This window comes from Sporosarcina aquimarina (genome assembly GCF_019748715.1).
Taxonomy (GTDB): domain Bacteria; phylum Bacillota; class Bacilli; order Bacillales_A; family Planococcaceae; genus Sporosarcina; species Sporosarcina newyorkensis.
The window spans coordinates 15,154-32,163 of sequence record NZ_JACLBZ010000013.1 but is presented as its reverse complement, the minus strand read 5'-3'; the positions used below and the strand labels follow the sequence as shown (position 1 = coordinate 32,163).

18 protein-coding genes are annotated in these 17,010 nt (G+C 42.3%); 12 read left to right on the top strand and 6 right to left on the bottom strand.

Annotation, left to right across the window (positions count from 1 at the left end):
• The first annotated feature begins 22 nt into the window (after positions 1–22).
• Together H7J92_RS07255 and H7J92_RS07250 are read left to right on the top strand one after the other, a co-directional pair.
• The gene (locus H7J92_RS07255; protein ID WP_009498891.1) at positions 23–340 is read left to right on the top strand and encodes a GNAT family N-acetyltransferase; all 318 of its coding nucleotides are present in this window, start codon (positions 23–25) and stop codon (positions 338–340) included.
• A gap of 159 nt (positions 341–499) precedes the next feature.
• Positions 500–973, top strand: coding sequence for a DUF4064 domain-containing protein (locus tag H7J92_RS07250; protein WP_221836234.1), 474 nt, complete (start codon positions 500–502; stop codon positions 971–973).
• 42 nt (positions 974–1,015) lie between these two features.
• On the opposite strand, the gene H7J92_RS07245 is transcribed toward H7J92_RS07250, so the two are convergent.
• On the bottom strand, positions 1,016–1,513 hold the full coding sequence (locus tag H7J92_RS07245) for a GNAT family N-acetyltransferase (RefSeq protein ID WP_009498889.1): 498 nt from the start codon (positions 1,511–1,513) through the stop codon (positions 1,016–1,018).
• A 342-nt stretch (positions 1,514–1,855) separates the two neighbouring features.
• Here H7J92_RS07245 and H7J92_RS07240 point away from each other — a divergent pair, with 342 nt between their 5' ends.
• The 4 genes from H7J92_RS07240 to H7J92_RS07225 all read left to right on the top strand — a co-directional run bounded on the left by H7J92_RS07240 (position 1,856) and on the right by H7J92_RS07225 (position 4,349).
• Entirely contained in the window at positions 1,856–2,251 is a 396-nt protein-coding gene (locus tag H7J92_RS07240) for a hypothetical protein (protein ID WP_245799530.1), read from the top strand.
• Between the two features lie 163 nt (positions 2,252–2,414).
• On the top strand, positions 2,415–3,197 hold the full coding sequence (locus H7J92_RS07235; protein WP_176132589.1) for an AraC family transcriptional regulator: 783 nt from the start codon (positions 2,415–2,417) through the stop codon (positions 3,195–3,197).
• 57 nt (positions 3,198–3,254) lie between these two features.
• On the top strand, positions 3,255–4,037 hold the full coding sequence (gene yidC / locus H7J92_RS07230) for a membrane protein insertase YidC (RefSeq protein ID WP_078818263.1): 783 nt from the start codon (positions 3,255–3,257) through the stop codon (positions 4,035–4,037).
• Between the two features lie 63 nt (positions 4,038–4,100).
• Positions 4,101–4,349: a hypothetical protein gene (locus H7J92_RS07225; RefSeq protein WP_221836231.1), complete on the top strand. Its 249-nt coding sequence runs from the start codon at positions 4,101–4,103 to the stop codon at positions 4,347–4,349.
• 112 nt (positions 4,350–4,461) lie between these two features.
• Here H7J92_RS07225 and H7J92_RS07220 read toward each other — a convergent pair whose 3' ends face one another.
• On the bottom strand, positions 4,462–5,622 hold the full coding sequence (locus H7J92_RS07220; RefSeq protein WP_343228077.1) for an MFS transporter: 1,161 nt from the start codon (positions 5,620–5,622) through the stop codon (positions 4,462–4,464).
• 161 nt (positions 5,623–5,783) lie between these two features.
• Between H7J92_RS07220 and H7J92_RS07215 the strand changes: the two genes are divergently transcribed.
• Positions 5,784–6,701 carry a M15 family metallopeptidase gene (locus H7J92_RS07215; protein WP_078818260.1) on the top strand — a complete coding sequence of 306 codons (918 nt, stop codon included), beginning with the start codon at positions 5,784–5,786 and terminating at the stop codon, positions 6,699–6,701.
• Between the two features lie 47 nt (positions 6,702–6,748).
• Here H7J92_RS07215 and cls read toward each other — a convergent pair whose 3' ends face one another.
• Positions 6,749–8,200 (bottom strand): cardiolipin synthase, encoded by a 1,452-nt coding sequence (gene cls, locus H7J92_RS07210; protein ID WP_078818259.1) that lies wholly within the window; start codon positions 8,198–8,200, stop codon positions 6,749–6,751.
• Positions 8,201–8,295: 95 nt separating this feature from the next.
• Entirely contained in the window at positions 8,296–9,474 is a 1,179-nt protein-coding gene (locus H7J92_RS07205; protein WP_009498881.1) for an MFS transporter, read from the bottom strand.
• 311 nt (positions 9,475–9,785) lie between these two features.
• Between H7J92_RS07205 and H7J92_RS07200 the strand changes: the two genes are divergently transcribed.
• A complete protein-coding gene (locus tag H7J92_RS07200; RefSeq protein ID WP_009498880.1) occupies positions 9,786–9,926 on the top strand; it encodes an Lmo0850 family protein in 141 nt (46 codons plus the stop codon).
• A 64-nt stretch (positions 9,927–9,990) separates the two neighbouring features.
• On the opposite strand, the gene H7J92_RS07195 is transcribed toward H7J92_RS07200, so the two are convergent.
• Positions 9,991–10,332, bottom strand: coding sequence for a zinc ribbon domain-containing protein YjdM (locus H7J92_RS07195; RefSeq protein WP_009498879.1), 342 nt, complete (start codon positions 10,330–10,332; stop codon positions 9,991–9,993).
• A gap of 75 nt (positions 10,333–10,407) precedes the next feature.
• A complete protein-coding gene (locus H7J92_RS07190) occupies positions 10,408–11,592 on the bottom strand; it encodes an FtsW/RodA/SpoVE family cell cycle protein (RefSeq protein WP_281250676.1) in 1,185 nt (394 codons plus the stop codon).
• Between the two features lie 234 nt (positions 11,593–11,826).
• Here H7J92_RS07190 and H7J92_RS07185 point away from each other — a divergent pair, with 234 nt between their 5' ends.
• From H7J92_RS07185 to cshA, 4 genes are all read left to right on the top strand, one after another.
• Positions 11,827–12,891 (top strand): D-alanine--D-alanine ligase, encoded by a 1,065-nt coding sequence (locus H7J92_RS07185; RefSeq protein ID WP_040759897.1) that lies wholly within the window; start codon positions 11,827–11,829, stop codon positions 12,889–12,891.
• 14 nt (positions 12,892–12,905) lie between these two features.
• The gene (locus H7J92_RS07180) at positions 12,906–14,276 is read left to right on the top strand and encodes a UDP-N-acetylmuramoyl-tripeptide--D-alanyl-D-alanine ligase (RefSeq protein ID WP_221836226.1); all 1,371 of its coding nucleotides are present in this window, start codon (positions 12,906–12,908) and stop codon (positions 14,274–14,276) included.
• On the top strand, positions 14,273–14,965 hold the full coding sequence (locus tag H7J92_RS07175) for an alpha/beta hydrolase (RefSeq protein WP_221836223.1): 693 nt from the start codon (positions 14,273–14,275) through the stop codon (positions 14,963–14,965). The genes H7J92_RS07180 and H7J92_RS07175 overlap by 4 nt, the downstream gene beginning before the upstream one ends.
• A gap of 423 nt (positions 14,966–15,388) precedes the next feature.
• A complete protein-coding gene (gene cshA / locus H7J92_RS07170; RefSeq protein WP_221836220.1) occupies positions 15,389–16,894 on the top strand; it encodes a degradosome RNA helicase CshA in 1,506 nt (501 codons plus the stop codon).
• Positions 16,895–17,010 lie beyond the last annotated feature (116 nt).

Here is a 17,010-nt window from a genome sequence, read left to right as displayed (position 1 = left end):
AAACTACAAAGGAGAGATTTGCATGACTGGAAATAAAGATATGAATTTGCCTGAAAAGTTGGATTTGGATCTTGTGGAATTAGGCGGACATAAATACGCTTATCAGCATAAAGACAATGGTAAAGTGACAGCTGAGATCGAATGGACAGAAGAAAACGGCATCATGACAATGACACATACCTTTGTAGATGATTCATTACGCGGTCAAGGTATCGCTAAAAAGCTACTCGACCAAGCAGCGGTAAATGCACGCGACAAAGGATTGAAGATGAAAGCGGTTTGTTCTTACGTAGTGAATGCATTTGACCGTAGTGAGGACTACAACGACGTTAAGGCTTAAGTTTTGCAATCGCTTGGAATGAAATTAACAGTGAGTAAAAAATGTTGCTATGTCATTTAACTTTTCAGTAGATGACCCACATCGCTTTTTTGAAACTTTTTCATTTCCCTAGCGTATAAATGGGAGGGAAGTAAACTTGAAGAAGAGGATGATGTGGAGATGATTAACAGAACGGCTGAAAGAGTGCTTTCTATTATAGCGGCTATTTTGACAACTATTGGGTTGGCAGGATCTGTGTTAGTGGGAGTATTTTTGAAAATGGGGTTTTCTCAACCAGAAATACAAGAGGAAATTCGTCTAGGTATGGCTAGTGATGGAACATTGACACCTTCTGAAGTCGATATGTTAATGGGATTCGTTGAGTCATTTTCTATATTCATTTGGATTCTGGTCATTGCAGCTTTCATCAGTCTCGTGCTGAACATTATAGGGACCGTAAAGATTTGGAACAATGCCAATCCGAAAGCGGCTGGAGTTTTATTTATCATAGCGGGATTATTTGGCGGTATCATTTCTCTGCCATCGATTCTACTCTATATTGCTGGAATCCTTTGTTTCACGAAAAAGGATCCACTGGCACCTGAGCTGTCACACGATGCATCTGAAGCCAGTCAGACGAATTGGATGAGCTGAGGAAACCCATAAAAAAACCCTTTTCTTTAAAGAAAAGGGTTTTTACATATAGACAGGCTGCCTAGCCGGCAACGAATAGTGGATAGTCTCAACAGGAATTCCTTCAAATAGCTCAGGGAAAGACTCCACGTGAAGAAACCCGTGATCTACGTAGAAGTGTTGTAGTTCATTTGCACGTTCATCTACATATACATCGATTCGCTGTGCGGAATGTAACAAATCTAACGCAGCATTGAGTAATAATTCTTCATAGCCACTCTCGAGATGTGATGGGAGTACATGAAGAGCTGTCACTTCACACTCCCCGTCTTCGTCGATCGGAGTATGGCTTAAGTATCCTACAGGAAGCCCTTGCAGGTCTGTAGCGATTAAGATAGTCGTCTTTTCTAGTTGTTTTCGTAACATTAACTCGGAATAAGAGCGGTTAATAAATTCCTCAAGAACTTCACTGGGAATATCATCTTGGAACGTATGTCGCCACGAAGTGAGGGCGATATATTGAACATCTCGAATATCTTCTAATGTCATTTGTCTGATCATAGTGGTCTCACTCCTGTCATTCTTTCCATATAGTATATCAAATTAGTCGTCTCAAAACTACGATGTCATGAAAATGAAATATACTATTCTGGCAACTTGGTTAGCGCACATGAGTTCCTTTCAAGTAGAAGTTTTAATATAATGAGATTGTAGCAGCCAAACATCGTGCAGTCGACATCGGGGTCTAGCATTCACGATTGAAACGGTTGGTAACCACCAGTCGCAGAAATTTCAATGCTAAGTAACTAACTGTCCTGCGGTACGTTTGAAAATATGTTGCTCGGGTATATTAAGGATTAAGTAGACAAGCACTACAATTAATTAAGACGGAGGATGGTATACATGGCGGGTAAAAAATCGAATGGATTATTATTAGCAACCTTAGCAGCAGGTGCATATGCATATTTCAGTAAAAAAGAAAATCGTGACAAAGCAATGGAGACTGTTGGTACATTAAAGGAAAAAATGGATTCGTTCATGAATAACAACAAGCTGGTAGATCAGACCGATGAAAAGGTCGGACATTCCGATCCAGAAGACTTTGGTGACAACAATATGGTATCAGAAGGTGCGCAAACTAGTGTTCACTATTACAACCAGGAAGTTCAAGATCCAGACAAGAAATCCTCGGAAAAAGACGGCCTTTACAAGAAGAATAAAAACACCTCAGACAATGAGCCACTCTACAACAAAGACAAGTCCACGAATGAAGCAGCGAAAGAGACCAAATCTAATTAATCATATTCATGCTAAAAGCGTCCCTTTCGAAGGGGCGCTTTGATCTATATATATCAGTAAATCTAGAAACTGTAGATAAATTTGGAGAATAAGGTAAAATGATTTACATATAATATCTCGTCATGAACTATCTGAGATAGAGAGAATGAGTGGAGTGATACTCATGACTAACAAAAGAATAGTAGCCTCAAGTCTCGAATTAATCAATGCAGCGGAAAAAGAAAACAGCACCCAAGAAGCAAAAACATTCTTTCGCCTAGAAGAGGAATTGCTACAACAGATTTTTGCTCTAGAAAGAGATAAGGCCCGCGATACACTCAAAGAGATCCAACAAATCTTAGCGTTGTACACCCCTGGGTTTTCAATTAAAGTCATTCAATATCATTTCATCGTACTCTCAGCGATTGTAACTCGACAATTGCAAGTGAGGGCTATTTTAAATGAAGAAAATGCTTTTACATTCAGTGGCACTTGTATTGAATTAATAGAACAAAACCTGACGGTGGATAATGCGAAAGAAATTGGAGACGAGTTAATCGAATTCTTTTGCTATGTGCTGAAAGAAAAAGAAAAACCTTCGCTCTTACATGAAACAGTAAATGAGGTAATTCAGTACATCGACGAAAACGTAGAGAAACAACTTGTTGTTGAAGAGATCGCCAAACGATTTAGTGTAAGCACGAGCCATCTTTCTCGTATATTCCGTGAGTACACATCCGTCACATTAGTGGAATTTATTACGATTCGTAAGATAGAAGAAGTACAGTATTATTTACGCTTTACCGACCAAAAGATTGCTGAAATCGCAGAAAGATTTCATTTTTGCAATCAAAGTTATTTTACCCGTGTTTTTAAAAAGTACACGGGAGTAACCCCGCGGCGTTTCCGTAAAGATTTAGACGGAAATTACTTTCAATTTACAATAAAAAAAGATGATTCGCTGTAAATCTTACGCTGTTTGCTGTATAATTTTCTATAGTTTGAGATAGCGTAGGTGAAATCATTGAAAAAAAGAATAGGGCTCGTAAGTTTACTGGCTATTACTGCTGTGTTTTTGAGCGGTTGTTCTGGAGTAGAAAATAAAACAGGTCTTTTCTACAGCACATTTGTCCGGCCGATGGAGTGGCTGCTTCATTATCTTGGTGAAATGTTTGATGGGAATTACGGTATTGCGATTATCATTATAACCGTAGCAATCCGTTTGATTTTAATGCCGTTAATGCTGAAGAACTATAAATCTCAGCAAGATATGAAAGTTAAAATGGATGCATTACGACCTGAAATGGAAGATATCCAGAAGCGCATGAAAGAGTCCAAAGAGAAAAATGATAAAGAAGAGCAAATGAAGTTGCAGCAGGAAATGATGGGCTTATACTCTAAACACGGAGTGAACCCATTGAATATGGGTTGTCTGCCGCTTATTATTCAGATGCCGATCATCATGGGTTTATACTTTGCAATACTTTATGCACCACCTGAAGTGAAAAATCATGAGTTCTTATGGTTTAAACTTGGAGAACCGGATATCATTATGATGCTTGTTGCAGGTGCAGTGTATTTTGTACAAGCACGCGTATCGTTATGGACGATGCCGGAGCAGCAGCAGAAACAAATGAAGTTATTCATATACATGTCGCCCATCATGATTATGTTCATTTCTTATACTGTCATGGCGGCACTTCCGTTATATTGGGCAGTCGGTGGATTGCTTCTAATATTCCAGACGTATCTAGGACGTAAGTTTTATTATAAACATACCGATACTCCAGTCGCTGAAGAAAAATAGGGTACATGAAAAGCTGGCGTATACCAGCTTTTTTTGATGCCGAAAGTGGAAAGGGAGAGTCGTATGAAATCGAAATGGATCATGGGTTTGGCGATTGCGGCTTCTGCTGCCGTCTCACTTTATTTTATTATCCGATTAAATTTAGAGTTCGCTATCTTGTCCATGCTGATCATGTTTACATTAACCAATGCATCACGCGCGGTCATGTATAAAAACCAGGGATTAGCACGTGAGTCCAAATGGATGTTGTGGATGTCGATGTTCTTCGCGGTTGCCTCAATAGGAACTCTGATCTATATATGGATGTTATGACAGCTGCTAAACAAGAAATAAAACCGCATTCATCTCAATTCCTAAAGGCGATGGAAGTTTTCTGCTGAATAAAAATAAGAGGAAAGGCGCTCTCAAGAAGTGACCTTTCCTCTTAGCTGTTTTCGACTATAAATCTTCCTTTGAAACGTAGAGTTAAGAAGAAAGCGGCAACAGAGCAGACCGCCATGCTTAAGAATGCCAGTCGAGGCGTATGATCATACAGATAACCTGCGGGAAATGTCAAAATTGCAACGCTGAGACTCATGGCAACTGCTGCATAAACACCTTGTGCAGAGGCGATTAAATTGTGAGGCAAGCTTTTTGATATATATTGAATGAACCCAAAATGCGCCAAGCCGAATGAAACAGAATGCAGTACTTGTGTAGCAACGAATACACTTGTCATAGGAAATAGGAAGATCAAGAACCATCGCACTGTGGAGCCGATAGCTGCAACCAAAAATATTGTAGAGGTTTTGGTTTCCGAAAACAGACGATCTGCTTGGCTAAAAAACAAAATTTCAAACAGAACAGCAATATTGAGGATCACCCCAATATAAAATCCGTTGATGCCTAAGTCATTCAGAAAAATGAATCCGTAATTATAGTAGGATGCGTGTGCTCCCTGCAATAAGATTGCGATGAATAGAACAATGAGAAAAGGTTTGTTTGCAAAAAGAATTTGTAATTGGCCTTTCTGTTCGTTCGAAGCAGAAGTTGGCGGCGCCTGCAAGACATCTGGTGCGTTTTGATAGAAGAACCATAGGGCTGCGCCTAATCCGATAATCATCATGTATAAGATGGTGTGTTCATCCCAAACAGCCGTCACAATACCTATTAGTAAAAGGGCGACGGTATAGCCAATCGAACCGAAAGAGCGGCTTTTTCCATAATGGATTTGCTCTGATTGCATGAGTAAAGAAGCTCCGCTTTCAACGCCGGGTAAAATGACCGGATAAACTGCACTAAATAAGACGGTCAGTCCAAACAGAATGAAAAATGGACTTTCAGGTAAGTAAGCTAGTGCAATCAGAAAAGAAAGCAGTGTAGTCCAACGTATTACGCGTAGAAGAGACATGTGTCGCATGGCATATGGAAATAGAAAAAAGGTCGAGAATGAGCGTGCAATCATGCCTGCTCCCATAATAATACTTGCTTGCGTAACGGAAAGCCCTTTCGCAGATGTTAGCCAGCCAGTCCAATAGGGCAAGAAAACACCCCATGTAAAGAAAAAAGCAAAGAAACTCATCGAGAGCCAGCGCTGATTATTCAATTTTATTACCTCGCAATTAGTCTCATGATAGATTTCTTTAAATGGTAGCATAGACAGACTAAAAAGAAAAATGATGATACACTATATAAAAAGAGTATAGGATGAATAGTAATTGATTTGTTTGATAGGCGACTCAGAGAAAGAAAGCAGGGTAAAGTAGGATGAAAAAAAGAGGAAGATTTTCCACTCAAAAACGTAAACGAACAACTAAATGGACGAATATGATAGTAGGGCTGATATTTATTCTCTTAATAGGGAGTGTTGTTTGGATCGGAGCGAATGGATGGAATGTAGAACGGGCGGTTAAGAGCTTGCAAGGGAATACTGAACAGCCTAGTGAGTTTGAGGAAATCGAGCCCAAACTAGATAACGATGCAACAACGGAAAGTGAAATAGAAAAAGCTAACGAACTTGAGGAAACGCCTCTTAGAGAGGTCAAAGAGGCGCCTAACGCAGCAGAAGACCCCAAAGAAGGAGAATCAAAGGTTCAATCGGAACAGGCACAGAAGAAGCCTTCTAATCCAATAGGGTATATAGAAGGACAGGAATTGCCTGCTGAACCTAAATATATTAAGGGAGTTTTAATTGCCAGTAAGCAATATCCGTTACCGAAGGATTTCGCACCTGGTGAAAGTAAGGAAGCGAGAGCTGCTTTTGATGAAATGGCAGCCGCCGCCGCAACCTCAGGTATCAATTTACAGGCATTCAGTACATACCGTTCTTATGACTATCAAGTTACTTTGTATAATCGGTACGTAGAAAGGGATGGGCGGGAGGCAGCTGACCGCTATAGTGCACGACCGGGTTATTCCGAGCACCAGACAGGGTTGGCGTTCGATATCGGTGAAGTCAACCATGAAAAACATTGGGCATCCACTTCATTTGGCGATACGGAAGCCGCGAAATGGTTGGGTGCAAATGCTAATCAGTATGGCTTTATCCTTCGCTATCCTGAAGGAAAAGAAGAGATCACTGGATATATGCATGAATCTTGGCATTATCGGTATGTTGGCAAGGAAAAAGCGGAGCAAATATTTAAGCGGAATATAACACTGGAAGAGTATTTAGGAGTTCACTAATGAAATAGCCGGCAAAGGATGAACATATCCTTTGCCGGCTATTTTTCTCATAATATAGGGGATAGCAAACGTGAAACAGATTCCTTCACTTTGATGAATCGTGGTCGGTTATAGTAATCCTCAAATGTTAGCTCCGTACAGAGTTGGATGTCCTGCTCGAAGATTTCTGCCAGTTCATGTGATTTTTCGCGATCGTAGATGAAAGCATTCACTTCGAAATTCAGCCGGAAGCTGCGCACATCAATATTTGCCGTGCCGACGGTGGATACTTGATCATCCACGACGATCATTTTGGAATGAATGAAGCCATTTTCGTAAATATAGACTTTTGCTCCTGCCTTGAGTAAAATACCGATATTTGAGTATGTTGCCCAGTAAACAAACATGTGATCCGGTTTATTGGGGATCATAATTCGAACGTCCACGCCAGATAAACAAGCGATGCGCAATGCATCGAGTACACTTGTATCCGGAATGAAATAAGGTGTTTGGATGTAAATATACTCTTTAGCAAGGAATATCATTTTTAAGTAGCCATCTTTAATATCTTCCCATTGCGAATCTGGTCCGCTGGAAACGATTTGTACGCCGACTGTACCTTTGCGTGGTATTGCTGGGAAGAATCTCTCGTCATACTGAATATGAGTTTTGGCAGATGCTTGATTCCAATCTAAGATGAAGCGTGTCTGTAGTGGATGAACTGCACTGCCTTCCATCCGCAGATGTGTGTCACGCCAGTAACCGAATTTTTTACTCAGTCCTAAATATTCATCACCTACGTTAAATCCACCAATATAGCCGACACGACCGTCAATGATGACAAGCTTTCGGTGATTCCGATAGTTCAATCGGGGATTGATGAGCGGGAGAATGGCAGGAAAGAATGCAGCTACTTCGCCGCCGCTCTCTGTCAGCTCATGCAAATGATTCACGTGTAAGTCTCGTGAACCGATATCGTCAAACAGCATCCTAACTTTCACGCCTGCTTTAGCTTTACGTATTAAGACATCGACAATTCTTTGTCCAATCCCATCTAAACGGAAAATATAATATTGAATGTGAATATGATCTTTAGCATGTTCTAAGTCATCCAGCAGTGATTCAAACTTTTCATTGCCATCCGTAAAGATGTGCACATCGTTATCTTGCGTAAGAACAGAATGATTATTACGAAGATGGAGATAGATCATATCATGGTATTGCTCAGTGTCTGCCTTCAAAAATTCAAAGGATTCATCCTCTATCGCTTCAAGTTGATAATCGATGAGCCTTTCAATCCCAATCTTACTCCTGCCTTCCCAGCGGAATAAATGTTTTTCACGTAGTTGGCGGCCGAGTAGCAAATAAATGATGAATCCGACGATAGGCACGAAAAATAGGACGAGAAGCCAAGCCCATGTACTGGTTGGATCTCTGCGCTCTAAAAAGATCAAAGCAATTGCTAAAAATATGTTAATGATCAAAGTGCCTGTGATAATCAAACTAATCACTTGCGTCATATTCTTCCTCCCGTAGATTTATATACTATTTCTATAGTATAACGGAGTTAGTAGGAAAAGAAAGGATTACTAGAGAGTACGTCCTGCCTAGCCTTTCAAGAAACGGCTGTTTCCGTTACGTTTTTCAAAGAACGAGTAGATTTTCGGAAAATCCACACGAGCCCAATCGAAAGGATCGCTAATATGGCGGAAATAAAGTACATATTCCCTGCCTCCATCGTAAAAATCCAAGTGAATAACAATGGGCCGATGATCCGTCCCATATTATCCATGGAATAGGACAGACCGGCAGCCGTTCCATACATACCTCCTGCTTCCTTGGTTGTCAGTGAGACAAGAACAGTCCGCACAAGCGCATTTCCTGCTGTGAAGACACTCATCGCAAAACCTGCCCAAATTAAGTTCATTGAAAACGGAATGAGTGCCAAACCAATAGCCGTGACAATTTGCGCAACGATAATCCAGGAAGTCTCTGTTCCATTTTTTACTCTGCGCACGACTCCGCCTTGAATTGCGGCATCCACCAAACCGCTGACCATAAACAAATAACCGAGCTGCAAAGGCGTAATTTGAATTTTATCAATTTGGAACAACTGGAATGTCGACTCCACGCCTGCCAATAAGAAAGTTATGATGAAAGAAGTGATGAATAAATAGCGAATTCGATACGTCCAAAGTGTAGAGGCTCCTTTTGGTATGATCGCCCGTTTGTTTGCAGAATTATGTCTGTCGGGTTCCTTTAGAATGATGGACGCATAAACGGTTAATAAAAGTGTCAGCGTGCCCGATGCAAGAAAAGGAATTTGCAACTGTATATCACCAAGTATCCCACCAATTGCAGGGCCGAAAATAAAACCAAGTCCGATTGACATGCCGAGAAGCCCCATATATTTATTACGGTTCTCCTCTGTAGTTAAGTCCGCTACAAAGCCGGTGACCGCTGTATAAAGAGCTCCAGAAAAGATGCCGCCGATAATCCGTGAAACGTATAATAGCGGTAAATGGTGCATGAATACTGCGAACAAGAAGAAGCTTGCGCTAAAACCAAGCAATCCAATCATGATCAGCTTCTTTCTGCCTGTCCGGTCAGATAGTGAACCCCATAATGGAGCCGTGAAAAAAGAGGAAAGGGCGTAAATGGTCAGCAATCCTCCGACATGTACTTCTGAATAGCCTTCAGCCAGGATGACTTCGGGTAAGATAGGAATAATAATGCCAAATCCCAAATAGACAAAGAATTGGACGGACATCAATAAAAGAATCGTTTTCTTCATAGGTAACCCGCTTTCTGAGTAATTAGTTTCTCTCACATCGTACGATGAATGCGGATAGCGTTCAAGTATCGAGAGAACTAAAATGACATCTACAACCAATCAGTAATGAAGAAGTTCTGTTTTTCCATTGCTTCAGATTTTATATTCCAATGCAAAATACTTGCAAAATAAATGAAACTGTAACAAAAATGAAAGATTTAAAATGCTTTCACAGTGGTATAATAGGGATAATAAGAATTAATCATCAAAATAGAACTTCATAAGCTGGTAATGCGTCTATATAATTAACTAGGAAGGTTGAGGTGGGATGAATGGCTAAAGAAATGGACATAAAGAAAATTATATCCAACTTGGCAAAGCTTGGAGTTTCCGCAACGTTGACGAAATCGAGAAGTGATATGCTTCAATCTCTGACGCCTGCTGTACAAGCACCGCCCGTACAACCCAATTAAATTTGCAATAAGATAAAAAGATCACCTCTGAATCCTCGGAGGTGATCTTTTTATTAGGGATTCTTCAAATTTTCTTGACGAATTCAGACTTCAACTGCATGGCGCCGAATCCATCGATTTTACAGTCGATGTTATGGTCGCCGTCGACCAGGCGAATGCTTTTCACTTTTGTCCCCATCTTCAGTGCAGTGGAACTTCCTTTTACCTTCAAATCCTTGATAACGCTAACCGTGTCTCCGTCCTGCAGGAGATTTCCGTTGGCATCTTTCACTACTAGGCTCTCGTGATCAGACTCTTCCATGGATTCCTCTGTCCACTCATGCGCGCATTCAGGACACACGAGAAGGTTTCCATCCTCGTATGTATATTCAGATTGACACTTTGGACAATTTGGTAATGTTGGCATAAAAAACTCCCCCTTTTCTGTACAGTTTACACAACTTCTACCTGTCAGGAAAGGAGGTCTCTTTTTTACGCATAATCAGTCTTCATCGTCTGAAGCGAACATATACGTTCTATGATGGAATTTCATACTGAAAATCAAACCGATCGCCAGCATATTACTGAACAAGGAACTACCGCCATAGCTTATGAAAGGCAAAGGTATACCGGTAATCGGTAACAGCTGAATATTCATGCCGATGTTCTCGAACACGTGAAAGGAGATCATGGCGATAATACCTGTACACACATAGACACTGAATGGATCGTGAAGTGAAAGCGCCACTTTGGTTAAGTGATAAATCAAAATAAAATATAAAGTGATGACGACACAAGCACCGATAAATCCATATTCTTCACCGATAACGCTGAAAATAAAGTCGGTGTGATTTTCAGGGATGTAGACAATACGACCAAGAAAGCCTTTCCCTGTTAACTCTCCAGAGCCGATAGCAGTCATCGCCGTGATCAAGTTATACCCCTCATCTGTTGGATAGGAATACGGATCAAGCCATGAGTACACTCGTTTGAATTGATAAGGGGAAAATCCGATTTTATCCAAGAAATCCTGCGCATAGATAGCCATCCAGAGCACGCTTGCTGCCAGTGCCGCTCCGATTGAAAACAATGGAGCGAGCAACTTCCAGGAAATACCCGACACAATGACGACCGCAGCTGTAATCGAGACGAAAACGAGAGAAGTTCCTAAGTCGGGCTGCTTCATGATGAAGAACAATGGCACGACCAGCATGAGTGCAATCTTACCAAGTAACTTGAGATCTGATTGATAGGTCCGATGCAACACTTTTTCATTATGTGAGCTGACCATCCGTGCAAGCCCGAGAATGAAAAATGTTTTGATAAACTCGGCAGGCTGGATCGTTCCGATAACCGGTAGGTGAAGCCAGCGCTTCGCACTATAGCGCATCTCTGCGATTTGACCCGGTCCGCCCGGTGCAAGCATAAGGAATAGCAATAAGAAAATCCCGAAGCCATATACATACCAAGCAATTTTCTTATATTGATCTGGTTCAAAGTACATTACCATCGCGACAATGAACGATCCAAGAACGTACCATGTAACTTGTTTGATAACAAAGTTTTGAGTATATTGCTCAGAAGTTTGAGCAGAACCAATGACAACTAAACTAATAACCCCGAATAACATAATGATAAAGGCAAGTGTCCAGTCGAATCGTTCACCTAGCCTGTTTGTTTGTTTCAATTACGAACTCACCTTTTCTATAGCCATCATTTTGCTAGCTTTTATCAATATTCATTACAATCACTTATTATATCGTAAATGTTTTTAAGAAGTACACCTATTAATTGACGCTTTGTGAAATGAATGGTTTCTATAACTTGTAAAAAGAATGTCCAACGTTAGTTTTCCGTTCATGAACAGTCTCGTTTCATGGTAAACTATATGAATCAAATCTACGGATTGCGAGGAGATTGTATGAAAAAACGATTAGGGCTAGTATATGGCGGGAAATCCGCGGAGCATGAAGTTTCACTTTCCACAGCGCGTGCAGTTACACAGGCGCTGGATTTGAATAAATATGAAGTACTGCCGATTTACATTACGCTGCAAGGAGAATGGCTGAAAGGTCAGCCGCTCGAAGGACCGGTCACGGAAATCGACACGTTGCGTCTGAAAAAAGAAGGGGTGTCGCAACCGGATCATATTGAGGAATTTTTAAAAGGGGATATGCCGGATGTGATCCTTCCACTTCTGCATGGAACGAATGGGGAAGACGGTACAGTCCAGGGATTGTTTGAAGTGCTGAATATTCCATATGCAGGAAATGGTGTGCTTGCTTCATCAGCGGGCATGGATAAAGTTGTCATGAAACAATTATTCGCTCAAGCCGGATTGGCTCAAGTAGAATATATTCATTTCATTCGCAATGCATGGCAGGAGGACGCCGCAGCTTTATTAGACCAGGCAGAACAGAAATTGTCCTATCCGATGTTTGTTAAACCGGCAAATCTTGGTTCGAGTGTGGGGATCAGCAAGGCGGATGATCGAAACGAACTTCAACTGGCAATCGAACTGGCACTGAGATTCGATCGTAAAATCATTATAGAACAAGGCATCCAAGCGCGTGAAATCGAGATGGCGGTACTTGGTAACGATCACCCGGAAGTATCAGTTGCAGGTGAAATCCGTCCGGTCGCAGAGTTTTACGATTATGAAGCAAAGTATCAGGATCAAAGCACCGAATTATCAATACCGGCTGAAATTTCTGATCCAACGGCACGGCATATGAAAGACATGGCGTTCCGTGCATTCAAAGTGCTCGATTGTTCTGGGCTTGTTCGTGCAGATTTTTTCGTGACACAAGACGATGAAGTGTTGATCAATGAAGTAAATACTCTGCCGGGCTTTACTCCGACAAGTATGTTCCCATTGCTTTGGCAAAAATCCGGGCTTGCATATCCGGATCTGATCGACCGACTGATCGAGCTGGCATTTGAACGCCATGCTGAAAAGCAGAAATTGCATTACACAATGGATTGAGCGGAGGATATAACGTGAAACGAAATCTATCAACAATACAGCGGTGGTTGAAGGCGGATGGCCAGCATATTGCACAACAACTTGTAACAGGCGTATGTATCGATTCCCGCCAAGTCCAGGCCGGGGATTTGTTTATACCATTTCGTGGGGAACAGGTGAATGGCCACAAATTTGTGGAAGGTGCGATCGAACAAGGCGCCGTCGCCGCACTCTGGCTGAAAGACGAACCCAACCCGCCTGCTCACCTGCCACTTTTATTTGTCGAGGATGCAGAACTGGCACTACAGCAAATTGCACGCAGCTATCGGCAAGAGTTAAACTGTACGATTATCGGCGTAACAGGTTCCAATGGTAAAACGTCGACAAAAGATTTATTAGCTGGTGTGTTGTCTCCGTATTTCAAAGTGAAGAAGACGGAAGGTAATTTCAACAATGAGTTAGGTCTTCCACTGACGTTATTGTCGGTCGAAGAGGAAACCGAAGTTGCCATACTTGAAATGGGCATGAGTGGGTTCGGGGAAATCTCTTTCTTATCAACGCTTGCGGCTCCTCACTTCGCGGTGATCACCAATATTGGGGAAGCGCATATGCAAGACCTTGGCTCTCGTGAAGGAATTGCGAAAGCGAAGTTTGAAATAATCGATGGGCTGAAGAAAGACGGATTGCTGCTTTATGACGGCGACGAACCGTTGTTGCAGAACCTTATTGCGAGTCAGCCTGCAGTGCGCAGTATGTCATTCGGATACGAACGAGCGGATTTGACAGCGGAACAAATTGAGTCTACCGACAAAGGCAGTTCTTTTGCCGTTCGGGGTAAATTGCAAGGACAATTCACGATTCCTGTTTATGGTGCCCATCAAGTGAAAAATACGTTGGCGGCGATACTCATTGCCGATGAACTCGGGCTAACGGATGAGCAAATTAAAAACGCATTGGAGCAGACTGAACTGACTGATATGCGCATGCAACCCGTAGAAGGAATTAATGGTTCCTTGCTGATTAACGATGCATATAATGCAGCACCTACTTCTATGCGGGCGGCGTTCCGTTTTATTAAGGATACATCCGTTCGTCGAGATAAATGGCTTGTTCTTGGAGATATGCTGGAACTTGGGGAAGAAGAGCAAGACTACCACGAAGGGCTTGCAAATGATTTGAACGAGCTTGATCTGCAAGGCATCGCACTATTCGGCAGACGGATGAAATGGCTGGCGGATCAGCTGACGGACTTTCCGGGTGAAATCATGTGGACTGCGAATGATGTCGAACTGATTACGGATGCACTTAGTCCAAAATTGACGGAACAGACAGTCGTGCTGTTTAAGGGTTCAAGAGGAATGGAGTTAGAGCGAATCATCCAGGCCCTGGCAGAGGAAACGCCGTGACGACTGGCGTGCTCTTTGTTCACGGATTTACAGGAGGCCCTTTTGAAATCGCTCCCTTGAAGCAGTTTTTGAATGCTCGTACCGATTGGATTGTGAGGTCTCCCGTTTTACCGGGACATGAATTGGAAATCGGTTTACAAGAAGGTTCTGCCGCTTCGTGGATGATGGCGGCAGAGCTTGAGTTACAGAAGTTGCAGAAAGAAGTGGATCATGTGATTGTCATCGGTTTCTCGATGGGTGGTTTAATCGCCATGTACTTGGCTTTGCGTTATCCAATAGCAAAGCTTGTGTTGCTAAGCGCTGCAGCGAAATACATAAGTCCGCGGATATTGATGGAAGATGCACATGTCATGATGATATCTTCCATTCAGCGTCGCTATCCCGCAGATTCTTTCTACCACTTGTACAATTACAAACTCACACATACACCGATGCGGGCGACGCTTGAATTTTTGCGTGTCGTCCGTTTGGTGAAACCGTATTACCATAAGGTGCGGACGGCGGTCTGCATCGTACAAGGTGAACAAGACGGAATCGTACCTGCTTCCACAGCTACTGTGTTATTCAGACAGCTTGGATCAGAGCATAAGAAATTGATTTATTCGGAACGCGGAAAGCATCATATTTGCTATAGCGATGACCGAGATTTGTGGTTTTCTAAGGTGCTGAACTTCTTGACAGAAGACTGATTAATGGAACATAAGCTGATTCGTTGCAGTCCGGGGTGATGCGTGTTAGACTAATGAAAGGAATTGGATACATTTACAACAGCACTCTTCCGTTTTGTGAAGAGTACTTTTTTTTGAATAAAACGGTGGATACTTAGGCAAACTAGCAATGAGTTGCCGATCCAACCGCTCGGCAAGGACTGAGCTTTCCTTGTATGTCACAGGTTTCGCATTGTGCTGCATAATAAATCTGGACACAATTACGCTAGATGTAATTGATATGCCCCCTCTGCATCCGCAGGAATCCTTCCATTAGAGATTTCAAACGCCAGATGGATATATCGGAAAGGCTCCCAACTTTCAAAGTACATGGCTCGAATTGCCGCGCTTTCATTTGCAAATGTAACCAATTGTCAAATGAAGAAACAAAGGAGATTGAATATTTTGACGAAGTTTTCAGAATTGAATATTAGTGAAACAACACAAAACGCTTTGCTACGCATGGGGTTTGAAGAAGCAACACCGATCCAAGAAGGTACGATTACATTTGGTATGGAAGGCCGAGACGTAATCGGTCAAGCTCAGACAGGTACAGGGAAAACAGCGGCTTTTGGTATTCCGATCATCGAGAAACTTGATCCGAGAAATCCGGCAGTCCAAGCATTAGTCATTGCACCTACGCGTGAGTTGGCAATCCAAGTATCCGAAGAAATCTACAAAGTGGGCTACGGCAGCCGTGCGAAAGTTCTTTCCGTTTATGGCGGACAAGAAATCGGGCGTCAAATCCGTGCACTACGCAACAATCCAAACATCGTAGTCGGAACACCGGGACGAATTTTGGACCATATTAACCGTAAAACATTGAAGCTAGACAATGTCCAAACGCTTGTATTGGACGAAGCAGATGAAATGTTGAACATGGGATTCATCGAAGATATCAATACGATTCTTGCGAGCGTTCCGGCTGAGCGTCAGACGCTGTTATTCTCAGCAACTATGCCAGCTCCGATTCGTAAAATCGCAGAAACATTTATGAAAAACCCTGAGATCGTGAAGATTAAATCCAAAGAGATGACTGTCGAAAATATTGAACAGTTTTTCGTTAAAGCACATGAGCGTGAGAAGTTCGATGTTCTTTCCAGATTGTTAAACGTTCACCAACCAGAACTTGCAATTGTCTTTGGTCGTACAAAGCGTCGTGTCGATGAGTTAGCACATGCATTGAGCATCCGCGGATACTTGGCAGAAGGAATTCACGGTGACTTGACACAAGCAAAGCGTATGTCAGTTTTGCGTCAATTTAAAGATAACAAAATTGATGTTCTAGTGGCAACAGACGTAGCGGCACGTGGATTGGATATTTCAGGTGTAACACATGTATACAACTTTGATATTCCACAAGATCCAGAAAGCTATGTTCACCGGATCGGACGTACAGGCCGTGCAGGTAAAAGCGGGATGGCGATTACTTTCGTCACACCACGTGAAATGGGCTACCTTCGTATAGTTGAAGAAACAACTAAGAAGCGTATGACTCCTTTACGTCCGCCAACATCTGACGAAGCATTGTTCGAACAGAAGAAGATAGCGGTTGAATCTTTATCAGAAACAATTAAGCAAAATAATTTAGAAGACTACGCAGGACTTGCAGCACAATTGCTTGATCAGTATGATGCAAAAGACATTGTGGCAGCAGCTCTTCGCTCGTTGACTAAAGATGTAGATGAGACACCGGTCACTATTACGGAAGAACGCCCATTGCCTTCACGTAGAACTTCATCCGGCAACCGTGGTGGCTATAAAGGCAACCGTAGCGGCGGCGGACGTTCTCAAGGCGGACGCAGCAGAAGCTTCAGCGGCGGTACTGGTGGTTCACGACGCAGCAGTGGCGGTGGACGCGACGGCGGCAGAAGAGACAGCCGTTCACGCAGCAACCGTACAGAACGATAAAAATAGAGTATTCAAAATCCGAACTTGCTTCCAGCAGTTCGGATTTTTTTTTAGATGTTATGATATGATCAATCAGAATGAAACGTTTTCAAGTTTATTTCGTATACATAGTAGGT

Excerpts from the sequence above, each read along its gene's own strand:
- H7J92_RS07255 (WP_009498891.1), top strand. The coding sequence starts at position 23 with ATGACTGGAAATAAAGATATGAATTTGCCTGAAAAGTTGGATTTGGAT.
- H7J92_RS07250 (WP_221836234.1), top strand. The coding sequence starts at position 500 with ATGATTAACAGAACGGCTGAAAGAGTGCTTTCTATTATAGCGGCTATT.
- H7J92_RS07245 (WP_009498889.1), bottom strand. The coding sequence starts at position 1,513 with ATGATCAGACAAATGACATTAGAAGATATTCGAGATGTTCAATATATC.
- H7J92_RS07240 (WP_245799530.1), top strand. The coding sequence starts at position 1,856 with ATGGCGGGTAAAAAATCGAATGGATTATTATTAGCAACCTTAGCAGCA.
- H7J92_RS07235 (WP_176132589.1), top strand. The coding sequence starts at position 2,415 with ATGACTAACAAAAGAATAGTAGCCTCAAGTCTCGAATTAATCAATGCA.
- H7J92_RS07225 (WP_221836231.1), top strand. The coding sequence starts at position 4,101 with ATGAAATCGAAATGGATCATGGGTTTGGCGATTGCGGCTTCTGCTGCC.
- H7J92_RS07215 (WP_078818260.1), top strand. The coding sequence starts at position 5,784 with ATGAAAAAAAGAGGAAGATTTTCCACTCAAAAACGTAAACGAACAACT.
- cls (WP_078818259.1), bottom strand. The coding sequence starts at position 8,200 with ATGACGCAAGTGATTAGTTTGATTATCACAGGCACTTTGATCATTAAC.
- H7J92_RS07205 (WP_009498881.1), bottom strand. The coding sequence starts at position 9,474 with ATGAAGAAAACGATTCTTTTATTGATGTCCGTCCAATTCTTTGTCTAT.
- H7J92_RS07200 (WP_009498880.1), top strand. The coding sequence starts at position 9,786 with ATGGCTAAAGAAATGGACATAAAGAAAATTATATCCAACTTGGCAAAG.
- H7J92_RS07195 (WP_009498879.1), bottom strand. The coding sequence starts at position 10,332 with ATGCCAACATTACCAAATTGTCCAAAGTGTCAATCTGAATATACATAC.
- H7J92_RS07185 (WP_040759897.1), top strand. The coding sequence starts at position 11,827 with ATGAAAAAACGATTAGGGCTAGTATATGGCGGGAAATCCGCGGAGCAT.